The sequence below is a fragment of the Williamsia phyllosphaerae genome, assembly GCF_014635305.1.
GTDB lineage: Bacteria > Actinomycetota > Actinomycetes > Mycobacteriales > Mycobacteriaceae > Williamsia_A > Williamsia_A phyllosphaerae.
Map to the genome: position 1 here is coordinate 1,274,815 of NZ_BMCS01000001.1, position 21,878 is coordinate 1,296,692.

At 67.9% G+C, this 21,878-nt stretch carries 20 protein-coding genes; 6 read left to right on the plus strand and 14 right to left on the minus strand.

The annotated features are described in order from the left end of the window. Positions 1–38: 38 nt before the first annotated feature. From IEV93_RS05910 to IEV93_RS05920, 3 genes are all read left to right on the plus strand, one after another. Positions 39–1,124: an isocitrate/isopropylmalate dehydrogenase family protein gene (locus tag IEV93_RS05910; protein ID WP_188487819.1), complete on the plus strand. Its 1,086-nt coding sequence runs from the start codon at positions 39–41 to the stop codon at positions 1,122–1,124. Between the two features lie 98 nt (positions 1,125–1,222). Then, entirely contained in the window at positions 1,223–1,735 is a 513-nt protein-coding gene (locus IEV93_RS05915; RefSeq protein WP_188487821.1) for a hypothetical protein, read from the plus strand. Positions 1,736–1,808: 73 nt separating this feature from the next. Next, positions 1,809–3,620, plus strand: coding sequence for a potassium channel family protein (locus IEV93_RS05920; RefSeq protein WP_229704910.1), 1,812 nt, complete (start codon positions 1,809–1,811; stop codon positions 3,618–3,620). Positions 3,621–3,638: 18 nt separating this feature from the next. Here the strand turns inward: IEV93_RS05920 and IEV93_RS05925 are convergent, their stop codons facing one another. Beyond that, a complete protein-coding gene (locus IEV93_RS05925; protein WP_188487823.1) occupies positions 3,639–3,782 on the minus strand; it encodes a hypothetical protein in 144 nt (47 codons plus the stop codon). Positions 3,783–3,911: 129 nt separating this feature from the next. Then, positions 3,912–4,355, minus strand: a complete 444-nt coding sequence (locus IEV93_RS05930) for an Hsp20/alpha crystallin family protein (protein WP_188487825.1) — start codon at positions 4,353–4,355, stop codon at positions 3,912–3,914. A 240-nt stretch (positions 4,356–4,595) separates the two neighbouring features. Here IEV93_RS05930 and IEV93_RS05935 point away from each other — a divergent pair, with 240 nt between their 5' ends. Next, positions 4,596–5,846 carry an FAD-dependent oxidoreductase gene (locus IEV93_RS05935; RefSeq protein WP_229704911.1) on the plus strand — a complete coding sequence of 417 codons (1,251 nt, stop codon included), beginning with the start codon at positions 4,596–4,598 and terminating at the stop codon, positions 5,844–5,846. Positions 5,847–5,936: 90 nt separating this feature from the next. On the opposite strand, the gene IEV93_RS05940 is transcribed toward IEV93_RS05935, so the two are convergent. The 10 genes from IEV93_RS05940 to IEV93_RS05985 form a co-directional block, all read right to left on the minus strand. After that, the gene (locus tag IEV93_RS05940; RefSeq protein ID WP_188487829.1) at positions 5,937–6,695 is read right to left on the minus strand and encodes an SWIM zinc finger family protein; all 759 of its coding nucleotides are present in this window, start codon (positions 6,693–6,695) and stop codon (positions 5,937–5,939) included. Beyond that, positions 6,695–9,616, minus strand: a complete 2,922-nt coding sequence (locus tag IEV93_RS05945) for a DEAD/DEAH box helicase (protein ID WP_188487831.1) — start codon at positions 9,614–9,616, stop codon at positions 6,695–6,697. The genes IEV93_RS05940 and IEV93_RS05945 overlap by 1 nt, the downstream gene beginning before the upstream one ends. A 114-nt stretch (positions 9,617–9,730) precedes the next feature. Further along, entirely contained in the window at positions 9,731–10,861 is a 1,131-nt protein-coding gene (locus tag IEV93_RS05950) for a GmrSD restriction endonuclease domain-containing protein (protein WP_188487833.1), read from the minus strand. Positions 10,862–10,910: 49 nt separating this feature from the next. Further along, positions 10,911–11,543, minus strand: coding sequence for a vitamin K epoxide reductase family protein (locus IEV93_RS05955; protein WP_188487836.1), 633 nt, complete (start codon positions 11,541–11,543; stop codon positions 10,911–10,913). Next, entirely contained in the window at positions 11,543–12,352 is an 810-nt protein-coding gene (locus IEV93_RS05960; protein WP_188487838.1) for a DsbA family protein, read from the minus strand. Before IEV93_RS05960 ends, IEV93_RS05955 begins: the two co-directional genes overlap by 1 nt. Positions 12,353–12,464: 112 nt before the next feature. Next, entirely contained in the window at positions 12,465–13,226 is a 762-nt protein-coding gene (locus IEV93_RS05965; protein WP_188487841.1) for an SDR family NAD(P)-dependent oxidoreductase, read from the minus strand. A 55-nt stretch (positions 13,227–13,281) separates the two neighbouring features. Then, positions 13,282–14,427 carry an acyl-CoA dehydrogenase family protein gene (locus tag IEV93_RS05970; protein ID WP_188487843.1) on the minus strand — a complete coding sequence of 382 codons (1,146 nt, stop codon included), beginning with the start codon at positions 14,425–14,427 and terminating at the stop codon, positions 13,282–13,284. Positions 14,428–14,576: 149 nt separating this feature from the next. Continuing rightward, a complete protein-coding gene (locus IEV93_RS05975; protein ID WP_188487844.1) occupies positions 14,577–16,379 on the minus strand; it encodes a DUF6924 domain-containing protein in 1,803 nt (600 codons plus the stop codon). Positions 16,380–16,431: 52 nt separating this feature from the next. Further along, positions 16,432–16,734, minus strand: coding sequence for a transcriptional regulator (locus IEV93_RS05980; protein WP_188487846.1), 303 nt, complete (start codon positions 16,732–16,734; stop codon positions 16,432–16,434). After that, positions 16,731–17,195: a hypothetical protein gene (locus tag IEV93_RS05985; RefSeq protein WP_188487847.1), complete on the minus strand. Its 465-nt coding sequence runs from the start codon at positions 17,193–17,195 to the stop codon at positions 16,731–16,733. Before IEV93_RS05985 ends, IEV93_RS05980 begins: the two co-directional genes overlap by 4 nt. 117 nt (positions 17,196–17,312) lie before the next feature. Between IEV93_RS05985 and IEV93_RS05990 the strand changes: the two genes are divergently transcribed. Both IEV93_RS05990 and IEV93_RS05995 read left to right on the plus strand, forming a co-directional pair. Then, on the plus strand, positions 17,313–18,095 hold the full coding sequence (locus tag IEV93_RS05990; protein WP_371873831.1) for a crotonase/enoyl-CoA hydratase family protein: 783 nt from the start codon (positions 17,313–17,315) through the stop codon (positions 18,093–18,095). Between the two features lie 24 nt (positions 18,096–18,119). Further along, positions 18,120–18,560: a PaaI family thioesterase gene (locus IEV93_RS05995; protein WP_188487852.1), complete on the plus strand. Its 441-nt coding sequence runs from the start codon at positions 18,120–18,122 to the stop codon at positions 18,558–18,560. A 6-nt stretch (positions 18,561–18,566) separates the two neighbouring features. On the opposite strand, the gene IEV93_RS06000 is transcribed toward IEV93_RS05995, so the two are convergent. Together IEV93_RS06000 and IEV93_RS06005 are read right to left on the minus strand one after the other, a co-directional pair. Further along, positions 18,567–19,814 carry a S1C family serine protease gene (locus IEV93_RS06000; protein WP_229704912.1) on the minus strand — a complete coding sequence of 416 codons (1,248 nt, stop codon included), beginning with the start codon at positions 19,812–19,814 and terminating at the stop codon, positions 18,567–18,569. Between the two features lie 158 nt (positions 19,815–19,972). Then, positions 19,973–21,844: an MFS transporter gene (locus tag IEV93_RS06005; protein ID WP_188487854.1), complete on the minus strand. Its 1,872-nt coding sequence runs from the start codon at positions 21,842–21,844 to the stop codon at positions 19,973–19,975. Positions 21,845–21,878: the final 34 nt, after the last annotated feature.

Sequence of the window (21,878 nt, forward strand, 5' to 3'; positions counted from 1 at the left end):
TCCATAGTGCGCCTCCTCGCAGATGACACGATGGCGCGATGACGACGATCGCGGTGCTCCCCGGCGATGGGATCGGCCCCGAGGTCGTCGATGCGGCGCTGCCGGTCCTCGATGCGGTGGGCGTGGGGTGGAGCGTCGAGTTCGGCGAGATCGGGTGGGGCTGCTGGCGCCGTGAGGGCGAACCGATCCCGCCGTCCACCTGGGATCTGATCGAGCGGTGTGACGCGACGCTGATGGGCGCGATCACCAGCAAACCCCCGCGCGAGGCCGAGGCCGAGCTGCCACCGGATCTGCGTGGCACCGGTCGGCGCTACGCGTCTCCGGTCATCGCTTTGCGTCGGCGGCTCGGGCTGTTCGCGAACATCCGCCCGATCACCGATCTGTACGGCGACGACTTCGACTTCGTCGTGATCCGCGAGAACACCGAGGGTCTCTACGCGGGATACGACTACCGCGGCCTCGACGATGCTCTGTGGGATCTCGTCGGAGACCATCCCGGTGCCGTCGAATCCGGTCGTGACGACACCGCCGTCGCCCTCCGTCTGCAGACCCGCTCGGGTCTCGATCGCATCTTCCGCTGTGCCTTCGAGCGGGCCGCGGCCGGCGGCTTCACCCGCGTCACGCTCGCCGACAAGCCGAACGTCCTGCGGGCGAGTGGGGAGCTGGCTCGCGAGCGATTCGATGCGATCGCGGCCGAGCACCCCGACATCGAGGCGCACACCGCCAACGTCGATGCGGTCGCGATGGCGATGGTGCGATCGCCCGGGTCGTTCGGGGTGATCGTCGCGGAGAACATGTTCGGCGACATCCTCTCCGACCTCGGCGCCGGCGTGATGGGAGGACTCGGCCTCGCGAGCAGCGCGAACGTCGGTGGGCACGGGAGCCTGTTCGAGCCCGTCCACGGCAGTGCACCCGACATCGCCGGACGCGGGGTGGCGAACCCGTTCGCGACGATCCTCACCGTCGCACAGATGCTCAGCGAACTCGGAGCGCCGGGCGAAGCGGCCCGCATCCGGGCTGCCGTCCGCGATGTGGTCCGGCACGGTGCGGTCGTGCCCCCCGACCTCGGCGGCGCCGCGAGCACCGTGGACGCGGCGGCCGAGGTGATCCGTCGGCTCGGCTGAACCACCCCCGGGGCATTCGATACGACATCTTGACGCCGTCGCGGGTTTCTTTACGCCGCGTGTCTGGTGCCGCCGGCCGGGGCGCGTGACCATGAATCATGACCTCCACCGCCGTTGCCGCAGAACCGTTTCCGTCCGTCGTCGAGACCATCACCGCTGACACGGTGCAGCGCGCCGACGGTCCGTCGTTCTTCCGACTGCGCCCGCCGGCCCCGATCCGGTTGCTTACCGCCACCTGGGATCGCAGCCACAACCCGCCGCGGGCCACGTCCGGCCACGTGGCCCTCGAGTACCCGGTGACCAGCGGTATCGTCGTCAGCCGCAACCTGTACGCGGTGACCGACGAGATGCGCGACGCCCTCATGGACTCGGACCTGACCGGTTTCGCGTTCGGCCCGCTGGCCGTCACCCGGTCACATCATCTCGTCGGTGACGGCCTCGCCTGCACGTCCGCACTGCACACCCTCGTACTCACCGGCCGCGCATGCCGCAGCGACATCGCGCCGTGGCGTTGTGACTCACTGGCACTCTCGCGTCGTGCGGCCCGGTTCTTCTGGAAACACGATCCCGCCCTGCTGGCGTTCACCACCTCGCTCGACGTCATCTCCTGAGGACCGTTCACCCCGCTGAACTGCGCGTTCCGCCGTAAAGTCACTGCACAACAGTGGCGGGTGGAGGTGCGTGATGCTCGAGGATCCGACCGGAGCGGCCGGAATGTGCCGATCCGGGCATGTCATCGTCTGCGGCTTCGTCGGGCTCGCGGCACGGATCGTCGACCAGTTCCTCGCGTCCGGTGAGTCGGTGTCGCTGGTGGTGCGTCAGGTCGACCCGGCGTTGGACGCGGCCGTCGCGCGGTGGCGAATACCGGTTCACACCGCGTTCGTGAGCATCGGCGACGCCTTGGCCGAGGCCGGCATCGAGGCCGCGGCCGCGGTGGTGTGCGTCGAGGAGAACGAACTGTGGAACCTCGAATCCGCTCTCATCGCAACGAGGTTGCGGCCCGACATCCGCGTGGTCACACACCTGGACAACTCGACCGTGGGTGGCGCCCTGAATGACGGGGGCGGACCGGGCGTGGTCCTCGACGTCGCCGATCTCGCTGCCCCGTCGGTAGTGGAGGCCTGCCTGGGAATCAGCACCCATCACGTCGATGTCGCCGGTATCGACTTCGTCGCGGCGGCGATCCCGGTGACCGTCGGAGGCACCCTTCGTGAGGCGTTCGGCGACCTCGCCCCGTTGGCTGTCGCCGCCGGATCGTCGGGCCCGAATGGCGCGCGGGTCGTCACCTGCCCCGGCCGCGACCACCGCGTGCGACTCGGTGATGTCGCCACGATGCTCGGGACGACAGCGCAATTCGAGACGCGGGGAATCGCGGTCGCCGCTGACGAGAACCAGACGATCCCCACGAGCAGGCCCGGGGTACTGCTGCGGGCCCGAGCGGGAGTGCGGGGATTCGTCCGGGACGCCAACCCGAACTTCTTCCGAATGCTCGGCGTCCTGTTCACGCTGCTGGTGCTGTCGACGACGGTGTTACGGCTGGGCTACCAGAAGCCGGGCATGAGTGTTCTCGATGCGATCTACTTCAGCACCGAGACCGTCGCCACGGTCGGCTACGGCGACTTCAACTTCGCCGATCAGCCGCCCCTGCTACGGATCTGGTCGATCATCCTCATGTTCGCCGGTCTGACCACGACTGCGATGATCATGGCGTTCCTGGCCGAGTTGCTCATCTCGCGACGGATTGCCGAGGCCGCCGGTCGACGCAGGGCGCGGTTCATGGACGGACACGTCGTGGTGATCGGGCTCGGCGCGTTCGGCATCCGGGTCGCGCGCGAACTACAGGCGCGTGGCCGCGACGTCGTCATCGTCGAACGGTCTCAGTCGAATCGGTTCATGTCCGCAGCAGCCACTCTCGGCATCCCCGTCGTGGTCGGTGACGCGACCGTGGCGGAGACGCTCAGCGACGCCCGCGTCCATCGTGCGTCCGCGGTCGCGGTGCTCACCAGTGACGACATGGTCAACGTCGAGACCGGAATCGCGGTGCGCGCAATCCTGGGGGAGCGGTGGTTCGACAACGCCGAGCGAGTGGGCGTACCGGTGGTCCTGCGCATCTTCGATCGGTCGATGGGCGACGCCGTCGCCGAACGATTCGGATTCCGTCACGTCCGTTCGACCGCGGAACTCGCGGCACCCTGGTTCATCGGCGCCGCCCTCGGTCTCGTTGTGCTGGGGACTTTCTCGGTGCAATCCCAGTCATTCATGGTGGGTCGTCTCGGGATCGACGTGGACGGTGGACTCGTCGGAGTGCAGATGCAGGAATTGTCGGCCAACACCCGGGTCATCGGACTGCGCCGTGCCGCGACGGGTGAGGTCGAGTACCCGCCGCGGCGCGGCACCGCGTTCGCGGCCGGCGACGACGCCTACGTGGTTGGCCCGTACGAGGAACTGCTCGCGGTCCTCGAACACCAGCGCGCCGCGACCCGGGTGCAGCCGTAGGCATCGTCACGGCGCGTGTCAGATGTGGGCGTCGAGAGCCGGTGTGGCGTGGTCTGTATGGGGGTATTCCTCGAGACCGGCGGGATCGGCCCCGAGTTCGGTGAGCTGTTCGAGACGGTCGGCGTCATCACACACGCGCAGCGGATTGTCCAGGGGATTCATCGTTCCTCCTCGAGATCGTCGATCGTGGCCGTGCGGTACGCGGTCGAATGATCGCGACGAACAGACGAGACGGACGGGACCGGTCGGACGCGTCCGATCGGTCCCGTGGTCAGCGGACAGAACTACCACTCAGCCGGTCGTCGCCTCGATCGACTGTTGCGAGTCGGAGTGTTCGATCGCGATGCGTCTGGGCTTGGCTTTCTCCGCGACCGGGATCGTCACGCTGAGTACGCCGTTGTCGTATCGGGCGCTGATCCCGGCGGCATCGATACCGTCGCCGAGGGTCAGCTGACGGCGATACGTGCCGTAGAAACGTTCGCTGGTCAACCACTGAACGCCCTCGTCGGAGTGCGCGGTGCGCTGCGCCGAGACCGTCAGGACGCCGTTGTCGACATTGAGATCGACCGAACCGGGGTCCACGCCCGGGAGATCGGCGGTCAGTACGTAGTGGTCGTCGAGTTTGTACAGGTCCATCGGCATGAACCGTGGAGTTCGCGTCGACCCTGTCTGCTGGGCACCCAGCAGTCCTCGGGCCAACGTGTCGACATCACCGAAGGGATCGAATCGAAGCACAGCAACCCACCTCCTGATCATGTCCTCCGCCCGTCACCTCGACGGGCGATCAATCACTGTGCGATGACATTTTTAGCACTCTCGGTGGCGGAGTGCCAGTGGTCTGATCGAAATTTTTCGGTAAGTCGTCGATTCGGAAGATGCTGTCTGCGTGCAGCACTCGGCTGCAGTGCACAGATCACGCGGCCCCCGCGGATCGGGTGGGAACGGCCGGAGTCGTCGCTGTGGTACCGATGGGGTGTGACTGACGCAGATGTCGACGTGATCGTGGTGGGAGCCGGGCTGGCCGGGTTGCGTGCCGCGACCGCCGTCCGGGCTCGTGGACTCACCGTCCGGATACTCGAACGTGAGGCGTCGCCCGGCGGGCGGATCCGCACCGACATCATCGACGGGTTCCGCTGCGACCGCGGGTTCCAGCTGCTCAACCCGTCCTACCCGGCGGTGCAGCGACACGTCGACGTCGCGGCGCTCAACCTGCGGACCAGCGGTCGCGGCGTGCGGACCGTCGACGCCGCCGGGCGGGTGGCCACCCTTGCCGACCCGACCCGTCATCCCCGACTGCTGCCGACCACGATCCGCTCGGCCCGTGCCGTGGGGCTGTTGCGGCCGCGAGCGGTGGCCGGCGCCATCCGCTGGGCGCTGCCCGCGGTGGGTTCGGTCCGCCGGCTCGGAACGGCCCCGGACGCCGGGCTCGGCGACGACTGGGATCGACTCGGAGTGCAGGGTCCGATCCGGGACGCGGTGTTGGCGCCGTTCCTGTCCGGCGTTCTCGCCGACGGTGTCGGGTCGACATCGGATCGCTATGTGCGACTGGTCCTCCGGAGTTTCCTCCGGGCGACGCCGGGCGTACCGGCCGCCGGGATGCAGGCATTGCCCCGACAGCTGGCCGCGCCGCTGCGCGATGACATCAGCTACGAGACCGTGGTCGACGAGGTGATCGACGGCTTCACGCCGTCGGTGCGTATCTCCGGTGGGGAGACGCTGCGCGCACGCGCCGTCGTCGTCGCGTCCGAGGCCCCGGTCGCGGGCGCGTTGACCGGTCAGGCCACCGCCCGCATGCGGGGACTGTCGACGTGGTGGTTCGCCGCCGACGGGTTGGCGCCCGACCAGTTCCTGCGGGTGTCGGGATCAGGTGGGCCGGTCGTCAACACCGCCCAGCTCAGCGCCTTCGCGCCGGAGTACGCACCGCCCGGTCGGGTGCTGGTCCAGGCCACGACACTGCTCGACGAGGACGGACCCGCACCCGAGACCCAGGTGCGCGCAGAGGTGTCCCGGATCTGGGGCGCGTCGGCCGCGGGCTGGGATCTGCTGATCCGGCACGACATCTACGACGCACTGCCCGAACAGGTTCCGGGAACGCCGCTGCAACGCTCTCTCCGGGTGGGGGAGCGGATCGTTCTGGCCGGCGATCACCGCGACACACCGTCGATCCAGGGTGCGCTGGTGTCGGGTGGACGGGCCGCGTCCGAGGTGGCGCGACTCCTCGCCTGACCCGTCGACTGGGCGGCTGCGGACGTCGACTGGGCGGTTACGGACGCCGAGTGGGCGGCTGCGGACGCCGAGCGGGCGGCTGGGTCACCGTCAGTTCGCGCGATCGGTGCGGGTCAGCTGGGCGTAGAGCTCGGCCAGCTCATCGGTCACCTCGCCGACGTCCAGGGGCCCCACGCCCGACATCCGCAGCGCCCGATTCAAGCCCGCCACGTCGAGGTCGGCGAAGACGTCCACCGATGGGGGGCTGGGCAGGGGCGGCAGTGTGAGGCGGGCGCCGAAGAAGTCGACTGGTTCCGGGGCGCGGGGCGGCACGGGGCGAGCGGTGTCGTCCGGACCGTCGTCACGCAGGTGCGCCAGCAGCGTCGCAACCTCGGCACCCATCATCGTCAGTGCCACCGAGGGTGTCTTGTCGATCTGTGCGGCCATCTCGTAGGCCAGCGCCAACACATGGATGCATCGGGGTTCGTCGTCGGGGCAGTTGCAGTCACCGCGGACGTCGGCCGGTTCGGTGGGCAGGACCACCGAACCGAGAATGCGCGGTTGCTCACCGCGGGCCACGGCGAGCAGGTCGTCGGTGGCGCCCTTCTCCCGCAGCAGGGCAACGACGGTGTCGGCCTCGACGGTCCGCATCGTCAGAGAGGTCTCGAACGGTTCGACCTGGCTGCCCTGTACCAGCGCGCTCACCTGGCCGGGGCGCAGACGGACGTCGAGGATCTTGCGTTCGCGGAAGTAGCTGCGAGCCTTGCCGACCCGACGGGTGTCCTCCGGTCGGTCGACGACCGCGAGGACGGCGCGTGACCATGCGGTGAGGCCGTATCCCCGGGTTGGCGCCTCCTTCTTGCGTGCCATCAGTCGCCCACCGCCTCGTCGCGCAGCCGCATCAGGTCGTACAGATCGTCGTTCGCGATGTCGGCCAACCAGCTCTCGCCCGCGGTGACGGTCAGATCCGACAGTGCCCGTTTGTCGGTGATCATCGCGTCGATGCGCTCCTCGATCGTCCCGACGCACACGAACGTGCGGACCTCGACCCGCTTGGTCTGACCGATCCGGTACGCGCGGTCGGTGGCCTGTGCCTCGACGGCAGGATTCCACCAGCGATCGAGGTGCACCACATGATTCGCGGCGGTCAGGTTCAACCCGGTTCCGCCTGCCTTCAGCGAGGCCATGAGCACGGGCGGCCCGGCCTCGTCCTGGAACTCCGACACCATCCGGTCGCGCGCGGTCCGCGACAGTCCGCCGTGCAGGAACGACACATCCTCACCGCACACCTTCGACAACCACGGCGCCAGCATCTCGCCGAACGCGGTGAACTGGGTGAAGATCAGGGCGCGCTCTCCGTCGGCGACGATGTTCTCCAGGATGTCGGCGAGCAGTTCGAGCTTCCCGGAGCGGTGCGCGTTGCGACGCACCAGCGCTGATCCGTCGCCGAGGAAATGCGCAGGGTGATTGCACACCTGCTTCAGTCGCGTCAGTGCGGCCAGAACTGTTCGTACGCGGTGACCTTCGTGGGTTCCGTCGGAATCGGATCGCCCGAGCGCCTGCATCAGATCGTCGGTCACGGCGCGATACAGCGCCGCCTGCTCGACGGTCAGGTTCGCGCGCACGGTCAGCTCGGTCTTCTCGGGCAGGTCGGCAATGATGGTCGGATCCGTCTTGACACGGCGCAGGATGAACGGCGAGGTGATCGCGTTCAGGCGGCGAGCGGCATCCGGATCCCTTTCGCGCTCGATGGATTCGGCGAAACGCGCCTTGAACACCGACGGCGAGCCGAGCAGTCCGGGGTTGACCAGGTCGACGACCGCCCGCAGATCCTCGAGCCGATTCTCCACCGGGGTGCCGGTGAGCGCGATCCGTTGTCGCGCAGCGATACCCCGTACCGCGCGCGACTGCGCCGTGTTCACGTTCTTGATGTGCTGCGCCTCGTCGACGACGACGTGCCGCCAGGACACGCTCTGCAGGGCCTCGGTGTCGCGGGTGGCGATGGCGAAGGTGGTGATGGTGACGTCGGCGGCACGGGCGGCCGGGGTGAACGGTCCGCGACGTGATCGGCCCGGACCGTGGTGGACGAGCACCTGCAGATGCGGCGCGAACCGGGCGATCTCGCGTTCCCAGTTGCCCACCACCGACATCGGACAGATGATCAGCGTCGGTCCCCGGCCGGCCGGGTCGGAATCCGCCGCGACCTCCCGCTCGCTGCAGAGCAGGGCGATCACCTGAACCGTCTTGCCCAGACCCATGTCGTCGGCGAGCACCGCCCCGATGCCGAGTGAGGCCAGGTGGGCCAGCCATTCCATCCCGCGATGCTGATAGGGACGCAGTTCGGCGGCCAACGACGCCGGCGCACTCAGCGGGTCCGGGGTGAGGGTGCCGCCCGCGGCGACCTCGTCGAGCCACGACAGACCCGAGACCGAGGTGACCGGGACCCCGAGCCGGTCGGATCCGGTCGTCACCAGGTTGAACAGCTCACCCATGTCGGCGGGGTCGCCGGATGCGGCCAGCGCGCGCTGCGTGGTGATGAACTCCGCGGCCCGACTCAGCGCCGACCCCTCCGCGCGGATCCACACACCACGGACCCGGACCAGGCTGCCCTTCTGCGCGGCCAACGCGGCGAGGTCGCCGTCGTCGAGGACGTCGTCTCCGATCGCCAACTGCCACTGGAAGTCCCGGATCTCGGACAGACCCACCATGACCGATCGCTCGACTGTCGCGCCGACGCCTGTCCGTCCACGCAGCGACAGCGTCGGCGTCACCTCGGCCAGCGTTCGCGGCAGCAATACGACGATCCCGGCGCCCGCGAGGTCGGCGGCCCCGGAGTCGAGCAGGTCGGTCACGAGATCGGTGTTGAGCAGGAAGTCGAGGGTGGCGCGATCGTGTCCGGCGCGGGACAACCCCGAGAACGCCCGCACCGCGGCGGCGACCTCGGTGGTCACCTCGTCCAACTCGTGCGGGTCGAGTCGGTGCAGATCGATCGGGACATCGAGGCCGTCGACGCTGCGCCGGCAGACCTGCAACCGCCAGCGATCATCGGGAACCGAGTGCGGGTCCTCGTCGTCGGCGTGTTCCGGCTCGTGCAGCCGTAGGACGAGGGAGCTCTCGTTCTCGCGGACCCCGTCGGCCCACTCCTGCCAAGCTGTCGACGCCGAGGACGCGCGGTCCGACGACATCGGTACCTCGTCGTCGGCGCCGGGCAGCAGTGAGCGCACGAGCGACGACCGGAAGACCCCGGCCGACAACCCATCACAGCGGCGTCGGCACTCGTGATCGGTGACCTCGCGGCAGAAGTCGAGGACCGCCTCGCCACCACCGTTCTGGACGACGACCGGTGGCGCCGCCGAGATCGCGTGGGACAGCCAAGCCCGCCAATGCGTACTCGGCAGGGGGGTCCATCGCGTCACCCAGCTGCCGGTGGTCCACGCGAGGGTCGGGGTGACCGCCCCGGCGGAGACGAAGCGCCGGACCGACGCCGCGAGGTAGGTGTAGTAACCGAGCTCGCCGGTGCGGGGGAGTCCCGGGTCGTCGAGCAGGGCGGTGGCCGCGGCCGGCCCCAACGTCAGCGACCCCACCTGGCGCACGGTGCTCGGTTCGGGCCCGGTGACGCTGATGGTGCGACGCAGGGTCCGCCCCGACACCACCTCGGCGACCGGTGCAGGCAGCGTCGCGGCGTCCGGAGTCGCGGTGGGCGAACCATCTGCGTCGGTGAACCACAGCGACAGACCGATACCGGGACGCCACAGAGCGTGCGTCGTATCGGCGGATGTCACGCGTTCCATCCTGGCACGGGCCACAGACGGTCCGATTCGCGCGGAGATTGTCCGTCTGGAGGGGCGGTGTCGGCACCATGCCGGAGGTGACGCTGCACGCGGACGATGTCAGCGGCGCTGACGTCAACTCTTGTCGCAGGCCGTTCCGTCCCCGTCACGGTCCAGGGCAGGCCGGTAACCGGGCTGACCGGCCTGAATCGGAGCCGCACCGGCAGCCTTCGCAGCCGTGCAGTTCGCGTAATAGACACTGCCGCCATCCGGGACCACGGGCGCGACCGGAGCCGGGGGCGGTGGGGTGTAGCGAGGCGCGGGCCGTGGGACCGGCGTCCGGGTCTGGGTTCGGGTGGGCTGCGCCGGGGCGACCGGCGCCGCGTTCGCCGCGCCGCACGATCCGAGCACGCGCGCGATCGCATCCTTCTCGGCCTGGGTGACCCACAGCCGATACGCGGCCTTGACCGTGACCTGCCTGGCGACATAGGTACACCGGAACGACCGGTTCGGCGGCAGCCAGGTGGCCGCGTCACCGGATCCCTTGCGGGAGTTCGTCGGTCCGTCCGTCGCCTGCAGGTTGCGGGGATCGTTCGCGAGGTCACGCCGCGTGTCGGCAGACAGCTGCTGCGCGCCCTTCTGCCATGCATCGTCGAGGGCCACGACGTGGTCGATCTGCACCGCCTGCGAGGTCTTCTCGCCGCGGACGAAGTCGATGCGGTTTCCCGTGTACGGATCGGCGAGTACCCCGGACGTCACGACACACCCACGGGTTCCGGCGCGCGCGACGATGCTTGTCAGATCCCGTCGGAGGACGTCGTTGCGGGTGTCGCACCCGTTGTGTCCACCGGCGACGTTGACGTCGTCGGTCCACGCCTGCCCGAATTGCGCTCGGCTGTAGCCGGTTCGCGGCGCACGACCTTTGACCGCCAGTGTGTTCAACAGGGTGAGGGAGCTCTGCGCCGCAGACCCCGACCCCACCTGCCCGGCAGTCGACGGGGCCGGCGCGGGTGTCTCCGACGACGGGGTGGGTGCGGAGGTGGCGGTGGCCGACTCCGTCGGCGTGACCGGGGCACTGCCGATGACGGCCGCGGCCTGGTCGTTGCTCTGCTTCGTGTCGTCCGGCGCGATCAGGCCGACCACGGTGATCGCCACCACGGCGCCGAGCGCGATCCAGGGCCATCGCCGACGTCGACGTGGGGACGTCTTGTAGCCGGGGGGCCTGTTCCATTCGGCCGGCGTGGACGAACTGGAGCTGCCGGTCATCTGGTCATTGAATCATCGTCGGGGGCGCATCACGCGCACATACCGCCGATCAGATCAGGGTCGACCAGTAGTACCAGAAGTGTTCTGCGATCAGCAGTATGACCACGACGTAGTAGATGACCAGGACGGGCCACAACCATCCGACGACGCGCCACAGTGCCGGAACGCTGCTCAGGCGAGCGGCCGTCTGCGCGGCGACGACGAACAGGATCGGGGTGATGGTCCAGACCACCATGCAGTACGGGCACAACGCGTTGATGCGGTAGATGCTCTCGGTGATCAGGTAGAACACGAACACCATGCCCGCGGTCATGCCGAGGGTGAGCCCGATCCAGTACCAGACCGGCAGTGCCACCCGGGCGACCACCAGAACACCCGTCACCACGACGATCGCGAACGCCGCGATGCCGATGAGCGGGTTGGGGAATCCGAAGAACTGCGCCTGCTCGGTGCTCATCACCGAGCCGCACGACAGCACCGGGTTGATGCTGCAGCTCGGTCGGTAGCTCGGGTCCTCGAGGAGTTTGAACTTCTCGATGGTCAGTGTCGCCGCGGCGACCAGTCCGATGGCCCCGGCGATGAGGATGATCAGACCGGTAACCCGGCCCGGCGCCCAGTCGGGTTGTTCGATGTCGTCGTCGACAGCCGGGTCCGGTCCGTGGTCGGCGTCGGTCAGCGTCATCACGCGACCGCGGCGTCGACGGCGTCTATCAGCGCCTGCGGCGTGCTCAGCTGCACGATCTTGCCGTTGAGCTCCACCTGCGGCGTCCCCTGTAGACCGTTCTGCGCCGCATTCTGGGTCTGCTCGGTCACCCAGCCCGCGTACTGGCCGTCGTTGACGCACGTGGACACCGACGCGGGTGCGCCGGCGTCGGTCGCCATGGCGGTCAGCTGCTCGTCGGTGAGTCCCGAGGACTGCTCCTCGGGCTGCTGCGCGTACAGCTCGTCGTGGAAGCCCAGCCAGGTCGACCAGTCACCGCCGCCCGCGGTCGCCTCGGCCACACACGCCGATGCGTTGGCCGCACGCGTGGAGTACTTGGTCGACGACATCCGGTCGAGGATGGCGACGGGCTTGTAATCGACGGCCACCTGCGAATTGCCGCGGATCTCCTTGATGGCGTCACCGAAGATCGACTCGAATTGCTTGCACGCCGGGCACTGGAAGTCCTCGATGAGCGTCAGTGTGGCCTTCGGCGCCTCGACCTTGCCGACCCGGTACGCGCCGGTGTCGGTGGCCACCGAGGGCGTCGTCCCCGTCGGTGTCGTCCCGGAGGCGTCGGGCGAACCGGCTGCCGCCGTCCGCGGCGGGCCCGCGATCGAGGCCGTCGTGTTGTTGCCGTTGTCCTTGGTCACGATCAGCCACACCCCGACGGCCACGGCGACCACCACGACGACAACGGTCGCGCCGACCTTGATCAGCAGGCTGCGACGGCGTTCGTCGGCACGGGGGTCGGTCACCGTCGGGCGACGGTTGTGGTCATTGGCAGCCATGAGGTTCCTGAACTCTTCTCGATTGTCGGCCGGACGGGCCACGGGGCGTTCGGCCGCCGATGATACGCGGGACGAATGAGGAGAAGATGAAAGATCGGCCGCCCGGAACGGACTACGTGACGGTGACGCCGCCGTCGACCGCGATCGTCTGTCCGGTGACGTATCCGCCTGCGGCCGACGCGAGCCAGACCGCGGTCGCGGCGAGTTCCGCCGGGTCGCCCATCCTGCCCAACAGTCGGCGTGCGGCCTGCGCGTCGAGGTAGCCGTGGTCGTACTGATCGGTCATCTCGGACTCGAAGAATCCGGGCGCGATCGCGTTGACCCGGATGCCTTTTCGACTACCCCACTGCTGCGCGAGGTCGCGGGTCAGTCCGATGATTCCTGCCTTGCTCGCCGCGTAGGCGGCCTGCGGCAGGCCGGCGGTCGTCAGACCCAGCACACTCGAGATGTTGATGATCGAACTGCCCGGCTCCATCACCCGGGCGGCGGCCTGTGCGGCCCAGTAGGAGCCGTTCAGGTTGACGTCGATGACCGACCGGAACTGCTCGGGGGTCTCCCGCGTCGCCGGGACCGCGGTGCCGATGCCTGCGTTGTTGATGAGCACGTCCACCCGACCGAACTCGCCCATGGCCGCGTCGACCATCGCCTGGGCCTGCTCGGGATCGGCCACGTCGGTGGCGACGCTGAGTGCGCGGCCGCCGGCTGCCTCGACCAGTTGCGCTGTGTCGCCCAGCTTCTCGACCCGACGCGCCGCCAACACCACCGATGCCCCGGCCTCGGCCGCCGCCTGCGCGAAGGCCACGCCCAGCCCGGAGGACGCGCCGGTCACGATGACCACCTTGCCGTCGAGACGGAACATGTCGAGAACGGGCATCGGGGTCTCCTCTGGTGGTGCGACGTGCGTTCGTCTGGTCAGAGTACGGGGAGGATCAGAAGCCGAGATCGCGGCCGATGATCTCCTTCATGATCTCGTTGGAACCGGCCCAGATGCGGGTGACCCGGGCGTCTTTCCACGCCTGCGCGATGCGGTACTCGTTCATGTAGCCGTAGCCGCCGTGCAACTGCAGGCAGGCGTCGAGGATCTTGTTCTGGATCTCGGCGGTCCACCACTTGGCCTTCGCCGCGTCGGCCGCGCTGAGCTCGCCCTCGGTGTGCGCGGTGATGCAGGCGTCGATGAACGCCTGGGTCACGTCGATCTGGGTTGCCAGCTCGGCGATCGTGAACTTGTTGAACTGGAACGATCCGATGGACTTCCCGAACGCCTTCCGCTCTTCGACGTAGGTCAGCGTCTCGCCGAACAACGCCTTGGCGTGGGCCAGGTTCGACACCGCCGCGTTCAGGCGCTCCTGCGGCAGGAATGTCATCATGTGGATGAACCCGCGGTCGACCTCGCCGATGACGTTCTCGGCCGGGACCCGCACGTCGGTGAAGAACAGCTCGGCGGTGTCGGACTCGGGCTGGCCCACCTTGTCGAGCTTGCGTCCGCGCTCGAATCCGGGCATGCCCTTCTCGATCGCGAACATGGTGATTCCCTTGGACTTCTTCTCCGGTGAGGTCTTCACCGCGGCGACCACGAGCTCGGCGTTGAAGCCGTTGGTGATGAAGGTCTTCGACCCGTTGATGACCCAGTCGGTGCCCTCCTGCTTCGCGGTGGTCTTGATCCCGGCGAGGTCGGAGCCGGCGGCGGGCTCGGTCATCGCGATCGCGGTCACGATGTCGCCGGTGCAGAACCCGGGCAGCCACCGCTTGCGCTGCTCGTCGGTGGTCAGGTTCACCAGGTACGGGGCGACGATGTCGACGTGGATGCCGAACGCGGAGGGGAGCGCCGCGCTGACCCCGGACAGCAGTTCGGTGAACATCGCGTTGAACCGGTAGTCGCCGGCCTCGGAGCCGCCGTATTCCTCGGGTACCTCGAGTCCGAGGAAGCCGGACTCGCCGGCGTGCTTCCAGATCTCACGGTCGATGTAGCGCTGTTCGATGATCGCCTCGTGCCGTGGGGTCACGTATCGGTCGATGAACTCGCTGACCGATTCGCCGAACGCGGCGTGGTCGGGTCCGTACAGGGTCCTGCGCATTGGTTTCTCCCACCTCAGTGTGGTGACCGGCGGTGCTTCCTCAGTCGTGTCAATGCTGCGCGACAACCGTGACCGGGTCAAAACGGTCGTGCGCCGGTGCCGGCAGGGCGCCGGCGTGAGTAGCCGGTCCTACCCCCCGCGGAACGCTTTCAGTCCGATGACGGAGGCGAATACTTTCGGAGCATCGCCGCCTCCAACCGGCCAGACGCCGGTTCGATCACCAGGCTCCAGTGCCCGGCGAGTATCTGAACGAAGCCCCAGTGACAGATGCCATCGCGAGATGATGCAGCGAGGTACTCGTCGACACCGTCTCGGATCTCGTTCTCCGAGTCTTCCAACTGGACGACGCCGTCGTGTAGACCCTTGCGCGAAACCTCATGGATGACTGCGTGGGCGCGCTCGAGTTCGGCCAGGTCTTCGGCGAAGCGAACGAGTGCGGGTGTCGAGAGATTGGAGGCGGACAGCGCGATGAGGTCGTCGCGTTCCATGATGGTCACCACCGGTGGCGACGGTGGGAAGCCTCGGAACACGCCGTCGTCATCGGCGGAATCGGCAAACTCGCGAAAGTCCATGTTGGATATCGACAGGTTGTTCTCGATTCCCCACATCTCCCGCGGGATGATCCGAACCGTCCGACCGCGTCCGTCTCCCCACTCGGCTCTCTCGTTGTCGACCGCGAGTATCGGGTGTTCGGGATCGGTGAGAGTTCTGCTGTCGGCGATGAACGCGTAGAACGGCGGGCCGTCCCCCATCCGTGTGAGGAGCTGATCGACGGTCATCCCACTGTTGTTCGGGTCATCTATGCAGAGCAGGTTGGCGCTGAACTGATTCCCGTACCCGTCGTCATTGGGCGCTGTCGCCTCGCCGACCACGGTTCGCCATAGTTCGTCGTCGCTGAAATCAGTCCGTATGAGCAGCGAGGCCCCGCCGTCGCCGCCCAGGTGGTCGTCGAGTTTGCGCCCGGTGCCGAGTTGTTCGACCACCGCGGCCTCTCGCAGCTCCGCTTCACGCGACGCGGCCCTCTCTCGAACGGCCTCCGGTGAGACCGGCGGGTCGGGGAGAATCAGCGAGCTGAGGATCCGATCGGAATCCTCGTCGGTGATCGCACTGAACGCGCGCAGTTCGACCGCCCACGGCCCGATGACCCTGCGTCTCAGAGACGGCCAGTGGTCCAACATGAAACTGACCTCCGGCTCGCCGACCTCGGTCAGCCACCGACGCACGCCGACCTGGATCGAACTGACGGTCGCGGTCGATTCGAGTGCCCCCGACAGCGGATCCCCGTCCAGCGCAGACACATGAACCTCGGTGGGCGGCCATCCGAATTGCGTCGGTGGCATCGCTGCGACCTCTCGCATCTTCTGTTCGTGGGCCAGTTGTTCCGGCGACTCGAGCTGTTCCTCTGTCTCGACGGTCGGACCGTCCCACACGAACAGCTGTGGGTCGAAATCCTCGTCGAGGACCGGATCCGACATCTCCAGCCACCTGTCGTCCTGCCTCCAGGACAGGGTGACCCCGGTCTCGGCGTCGATGACAACAGTTACCGGCGAGCCACCCCGTAGGTCGGCGAACTCGATCTGCCACCCACGTCGGCCGCGTATCGACACCTCGAGGGGCTCGCCCGGTGCTCCCACCTGTGGGTGCGCCATCGGCCCCGGCATCGGCCACAGGGTGTGCGCTCTGAACAGCAGGGTGGGCGAGAGCCCGAACGTCGCCACCATGCGATTGGGTGACTTCGACGTGTGCACGGCCACGCCGTCCTCGCGAAGCCGGTACTCGTCCGTCTCGTTCTCGATGTAACGCGGTGTTCCGTCGGTGCCGACGACTCTCCACCGGTCTGGGGGTCCGAACCAGATGGTGCTGTCGCCGGCCTCCCCGTGCACGGTCGCACGCAGCGTGCGTCCGATGGTGCTGTAGCTCAGCCCACGGATCTGGGGCCACGAGTTCGTCATGGTCGACAAGATAAAGGCGGTTGGTCGCAGTTCATTAGTCTTTCGAAGAAAATCATCCGACCGGACCATCCCCACCGACGATCGCCTGCAATGCGGCCACGTGGCCCGCGAACGCGTCGCGGCCGGTGTCGGTCAACTGCGCGCGAACGGTGCGTCGGCGCCCGGCACTCAGGCGCTCGGTCACCAGATAGCCCGCGGCCTCCAGGGTGGACAGCTGCTTCGACAACGCTGAATCCGACAGCGAGAGAAGGTCTCTCAGGTACGCGAACTCCGCCCAGTCGGTCGCGGCCAGCGTCGCCACCAGCGACAGGCGGGTGCTCGGGTGGATGAGTTCGTCGAAACGGGCCTCGCTCACGCGTGCATCCACCGCCGAAGCGTCTGCAGTATCTCCGGGCCACCGAAACCGATGACGGCCGCGACGATCACCGCCGCCCACACTTGCGAATGCCGGGCGCCGTCGGCGTCCAGGGCGAGTGCCGCACCCACTGTGACAGCCACCAGGACGAGCAACATGAGGATCACGGCGAGCGGCACCCGGCGGTCGGCCACCGCCCGCGAGACTTGCAGCCCGCGGGTCCGTCGTCGACCGTCGAGAAGGCGCGACGCCACGGCCGAGTGACCGGCGCCGAAGGCGATTGTCGCCACGGTCGTCAGCCAGACGGGACCGACGGCGCCGATGACGCCCAGCACCACCCACCCCGCCGCCATCGCCCACCAGTACCACCGCGGTAGCCCCACCTCGAGGGCCACGTCCGCGCGTGCTCGCCCCACCACGTCGAGCGCCTCGCGGGCCTGCTCAGGTGTCAGATCTTCCATGACGTCACCTCGCTTTCCTGGTTGGAAAGTAGCTTTCACTTTCCTATCGGGAAAGTCAACGTCCGGCCCGAACTGCCCGAGCTCTATGGTTTCTGTCATAGTGGAGCCGTGGCGGAGATCGAGTACAGCACCGAAGGGGGCGTCGCGTACGTCCGCCTCCATCGCCCGGACAAGCACAACGGGCTGACGCTCGGCATGTTGTCGGGGTTGGTCGCAGCCGCCGGACGTGCCGCCGGTGACCCATCGCTGAGGGCGGTGATCGTGCACGGCGACGGCCCGTCGTTCTGTTCCGGCTTGGACTTCGGTGATGTCGCCGAGCAGGGCGTGCGCGTCGGGAACGCCTTCCTGCCGAACCCGTTCCGCGGTACCAACCGCTTTCAGGCCGCCGCATGGGCGTGGCGGCGGGTGCCCGTCCCGGTGATCGCCGTGATCCACGGCCGGTGCTTCGGCGGCGGGCTGCAGATCGCGCTCGGCGCCGACTTCCGGTTCGCCACACCCGACGCCGAGTTCTCCGTGCTGGAGACGAAATACGGTCTGATCCCGGACATGTCGGCCACCGCGTCCCTGGCCCAACTGACCTCGATCGACACCGCCAAGCTGCTGACCATGACCGGGGAGGTGTTCGACGCCGAGAGGGCGCGGTCGCTGGGTCTGCTCACCGGCGTCGCCGACGACCCCATGGCCTCGGCGCACGACCTCGTCGAGACCATCGCCACCCGATCACCGGATGCGGTCGCCTCGGCCAAGCGGCTGTTCGAGCGAACATGGCATCGGGGTCCGCGGAGGTCGTTCGGTGTCGAGCGCCTGGCTCAGCTCCGGCTGCTGACGGGACGCAATTCGACGATCGCCCGTAAGGCCGCCGCGACCGGCACCCAACCAGAATTCCGCCCCCGCGCCTGACGGGCACCGTGAATGGAGAAGCCGATGAACGACCAGGATCTGTCGACTCTGAGTGGACTCGAACTGCTGCGCCACACCACCAGCCTGGACGACCCTCCGCCGTCCATCGGACGTCTGCTGGGCATGCGATTCGACGAGATCGACGAGGGCCGCGTGGTGATGTCGCTGGACACGCGTCCCGATTTCTCGAATCCGTTGGGCACCGTCCACGGCGGGATCTGCGCGACCCTGCTCGACTCGGTCATGGGGTGTGCCGTGCACACCCACCTGGCCGCGGGTGTCGGGTACACGACCCTGGAGCTGAAGGTGAACTACATCCGGGCCGTCGCCACCGACGACGTCACCCTGGTCGCGACCGGCACCACGATCCACGTCGGGCGCCGCGTCGCGACAGCAGAGGGCAAGGTGCACAACCAGGAAGGGCAGCTGGTCGCCCATGCGACCACGACCTGTCTGATCCTGTGACGCCGCTCAGGCTGCGGCTCCCTCGGCGAGGGTCACGGTCGCCGACTGCTGCTGCCCGTTCGCGTCGATCCAGTTGACGGGCACCGAGTCGCCGGGGTACAGGGTGTCGATGGCCTCGGTGAGTGCGGTGACCGAACCGATCGGTGTGCCGTTGATCGATGTGATCGTGTCGCCGGCCGACAACACCTGTGCCGCTGACCCGTTCTCGAGGACCTGCTGCACGAGCGCACCGGAGCCGTTGGGGCCGTCGCTCGCGGTCACGCCCAGCATCGCCGAGTCGCCGATGTGGACCGTCGCCGAGCGCGATCCGGAGGTGATCTGATCGGCGACCGTACGGGCTCGGGCGATCGGGATCGCGAATCCCTCGCCACCACCGGTGTTCTGGCCGCCGAGACGGTAGCCCTGACTGGCGGCGGTGTTCATTCCGACGACCTTGCCGGACGAGTTCACCAACGGGCCCCCGGAATCCCCGGGTTGGATGTTCGCCGCGATCTGGATCAGCCCGGTCAGCTGTTCCGCCGACCCCGTCGACTCGTCACTTGCCGTGATCGCCTGGTCGAGGGCGGTGACTCGGCCCGGTGCTGCGGTCGGGTCACCCCCTCCGCCGCCTGCGTTGCCGACACCCACGATGGCGTCGCCCACCTTCACGGCGCTCGAGTCACCCAGCGGCGCGGTGGTGAGGCCGGTGGCGCCGGTCAACTTCACCACGGCGACATCGGATTTGCGGTCGTATCCGACCACGGTCGCGGGGTAGGTACGGCCGTTGCCGAGATCGGTTGCGGTGATCGACGTGGCACCGGAGATGACGTGGTTGTTCGTCAGCACCTCACCGGTGGAGGACAGGACGATCCCGGTTCCGGCGCCCGCACCGTTCTGATAGCCGAGTTCGGTGTTGATGTAGACCATCCCGGGGACCACGGCCTGCGCGGCGCGCTGCAGCGTGGCCGAAGCGGTGCCGTCGACGGTGTTGTCCACGCGCTGGACCGGCGCCACGGCCTGTGATCGCGTCGGGGACGCCGCCTGCTCGTGCAGCGCGGTGGCGCCGAACGCGGTCAGGACGGCGACCGCGACGGTGAGCGCGGCGAGCGCCAACATCCCGAACGGGTTGTACCTGCGGGCCGGTGGCATGGTCGGCTGCGGGGGCGGGCCGTATGCGTTGGGCGGTGCCTGCTGCCACCCGCCGGGCGGCATGCCCGGGTCGTACGGACGGTGGCCGTCGGCGCGATGGATGTCGTGGTGCGGTTCGTGATTCACAGTGTTCCTCCTGACCACCCAGACAACTCCGCGATCCTGAGAGGTTCCCAACAGCAAGCCCCCACTTCGCTGAAAATCCTGACCGCGGCCCCGCACAGCAGACGACGCGCCTGCTCCGAGGAGCAGACGCGCCGTGTGGTGGGCGAGATCGGACCCGTCTAGCGGTGGGCGTGCTCCGGACGATGTGGCCGCTTCGAACCCGGACCGCCTGTGTCCGAATCGTTCTCGGAGTGCTCCGCGTCGCGGGCGGCGACGGCGCCCATGGACACGCTCGCGAGCTCCTCGCCGACACTCTCGTGCGGTTCGATCGTGGCCTTGTCGCCTGCGCGACCGGTGAACAGCGACGCGATGGCACCGAGGATGCAGCAGACGATGGCGAAGGTGAACGCCGCGGACAGACCGTTGGAGAAGGGCTCCGAGATCAGGTGCGGGAAGAACTTCAGCCCCGTCAGGGTGTCCTGGTTCGACTGCGACAGTGTGTCCAGGTGGGGTCCGACGAGTTCCTTGATCGGGTTGTAGCCCAGGAACGCGGCGAACAGGATGCCCACCGTCGGCAGGTTGGCGACCTGGTTGGCGTCAGCGGGCGAGACGCCGTGTGCGAGCAGGCCGTTGCTCATGGCCGACGGCAGATCGCTGGACAGACCGGCGATCATCAGGCTGAAGAACAGTCCGATCGAGAGCACCATGGCCGCGTTCTGGAAGGTCGTCATCATGCCGGCGCCCGATCCACGGGCGTTGGCGGGCAGGCTGTTCATCACCTCGGCGCGGTTCGGCGAGGCGAACAGGCCCATGCCGATGCCGTTGATCAACAGGATCACCGCGAACGCCCAGTAGTTGAAGTCGACCGGGATCGCGATCAGCGCGGCGAAGGTCGCCGCCGTGATGAACAGGCCCGAGGTGGTGAACCACTTGGTACCCACCTTGTCCGACAGGTAACCCGAGACCGGCGCCGAGAGCAGGAATCCGATCGTCATGGGGACCATGTAGATACCGGCCCACAGTGGGGTGCGGGTGTAGTCGTATCCGTGCTGCGGAAGCCAGATCCCCTGCAGCCAGATGATGATGATGAACTGCAGTCCGCCGCGACCGATGGAGGCCATCAGGTTCGCGATGTTGCCGTAGAGGAACGAGTGGTTCTTGAACAGCGACAGGTTGAACAGAGGGTTCGACACCCGCGTCTCGATCACGGCGAAGGCGGCGAGCACTGCGGCGCCACCGATGAGGCAGGTGAGCACCATCGGGCTCATCCACCCCATGTTCGACGCGCCGTAGGGCTGGATGCCGTAGGTGATGCCGACCAGGATCGCGATCAGACCGACCGCGAAGGTGATGTTGCCCCACCAGTCCATCGTCGCCTTCTGACGGACGCCGGTGTCGTGCAGCTTCATATAGGCCCAGATGGTTCCGACCACACCGAACGGGACCGACACCAGGAAGATGAGGTTCCAGTCGATCGGTGCCAGGACACCGCCGACGAGCAGGCCGAGGAACGATCCGGCGATCGCGGCGACGCCGTTGATGCCGAGTGCGAGTCCGCGCTGATGCTGCGGGAACGCGTCGGTGAGGATGGCCGAGGAGTTCGCCATCAGGAACGCTCCGCCGACGCCCTGGATCACCCGCCAGAAGATCAGCCAGATCGCGGCCTTGCTGCCGTCGAACCAGGTGGCCGCCAGGAAGATCGACGACACGGTGAAGACCAGGAAGCCGATGTTGTACATCTTGGCGCGGCCGAACATGTCGCCGAGCCGTCCGAAGCTGACTACGAGAACCGCTGTGACGACGAGGAATCCCATCATCATCCACAGCAGGTAGCTGGTGTTCTGCGACTCCAGCGGGTTGAGCTTGATGCCCTTGAAGATGTCGGGGAGGGCGATCAGGACGATCGAGGAGTTGATCGTCGCGATGAGCATCCCGAGCGTGGTGTTGGACAGGGCGATCCACTTGTAGTTGGGACCGAGCTCTTCCAGCGACCGCGTGCGGCTGCGCTTGTCGGCCGACTCGGCCGGTTTCTCGAGAAGGTGATTGGCCATGACTTCTTCCTCAGCGGGTGGGATGAATCGGGCG

Excerpts from the sequence above, each read along its gene's own strand:
- IEV93_RS05910 (WP_188487819.1), top strand. The coding sequence starts at position 39 with ATGACGACGATCGCGGTGCTCCCCGGCGATGGGATCGGCCCCGAGGTC.
- IEV93_RS05915 (WP_188487821.1), top strand. The coding sequence starts at position 1,223 with ATGACCTCCACCGCCGTTGCCGCAGAACCGTTTCCGTCCGTCGTCGAG.
- IEV93_RS05920 (WP_229704910.1), top strand. The coding sequence starts at position 1,809 with ATGCTCGAGGATCCGACCGGAGCGGCCGGAATGTGCCGATCCGGGCAT.
- IEV93_RS05925 (WP_188487823.1), bottom strand. The coding sequence starts at position 3,782 with ATGAATCCCCTGGACAATCCGCTGCGCGTGTGTGATGACGCCGACCGT.
- IEV93_RS05940 (WP_188487829.1), bottom strand. The coding sequence starts at position 6,695 with ATGGCACGCAAGAAGGAGGCGCCAACCCGGGGATACGGCCTCACCGCA.
- IEV93_RS05945 (WP_188487831.1), bottom strand. The coding sequence starts at position 9,616 with ATGGAACGCGTGACATCCGCCGATACGACGCACGCTCTGTGGCGTCCC.
- IEV93_RS05950 (WP_188487833.1), bottom strand. The coding sequence starts at position 10,861 with ATGACCGGCAGCTCCAGTTCGTCCACGCCGGCCGAATGGAACAGGCCC.
- IEV93_RS05955 (WP_188487836.1), bottom strand. The coding sequence starts at position 11,543 with ATGACGCTGACCGACGCCGACCACGGACCGGACCCGGCTGTCGACGAC.
- IEV93_RS05960 (WP_188487838.1), bottom strand. The coding sequence starts at position 12,352 with ATGGCTGCCAATGACCACAACCGTCGCCCGACGGTGACCGACCCCCGT.
- IEV93_RS05965 (WP_188487841.1), bottom strand. The coding sequence starts at position 13,226 with ATGCCCGTTCTCGACATGTTCCGTCTCGACGGCAAGGTGGTCATCGTG.
- IEV93_RS05970 (WP_188487843.1), bottom strand. The coding sequence starts at position 14,427 with ATGCGCAGGACCCTGTACGGACCCGACCACGCCGCGTTCGGCGAATCG.
- IEV93_RS05975 (WP_188487844.1), bottom strand. The coding sequence starts at position 16,379 with ATGACGAACTCGTGGCCCCAGATCCGTGGGCTGAGCTACAGCACCATC.
- IEV93_RS05985 (WP_188487847.1), bottom strand. The coding sequence starts at position 17,195 with ATGGAAGATCTGACACCTGAGCAGGCCCGCGAGGCGCTCGACGTGGTG.
- IEV93_RS05995 (WP_188487852.1), top strand. The coding sequence starts at position 18,120 with ATGAACGACCAGGATCTGTCGACTCTGAGTGGACTCGAACTGCTGCGC.
- IEV93_RS06005 (WP_188487854.1), bottom strand. The coding sequence starts at position 21,844 with ATGGCCAATCACCTTCTCGAGAAACCGGCCGAGTCGGCCGACAAGCGC.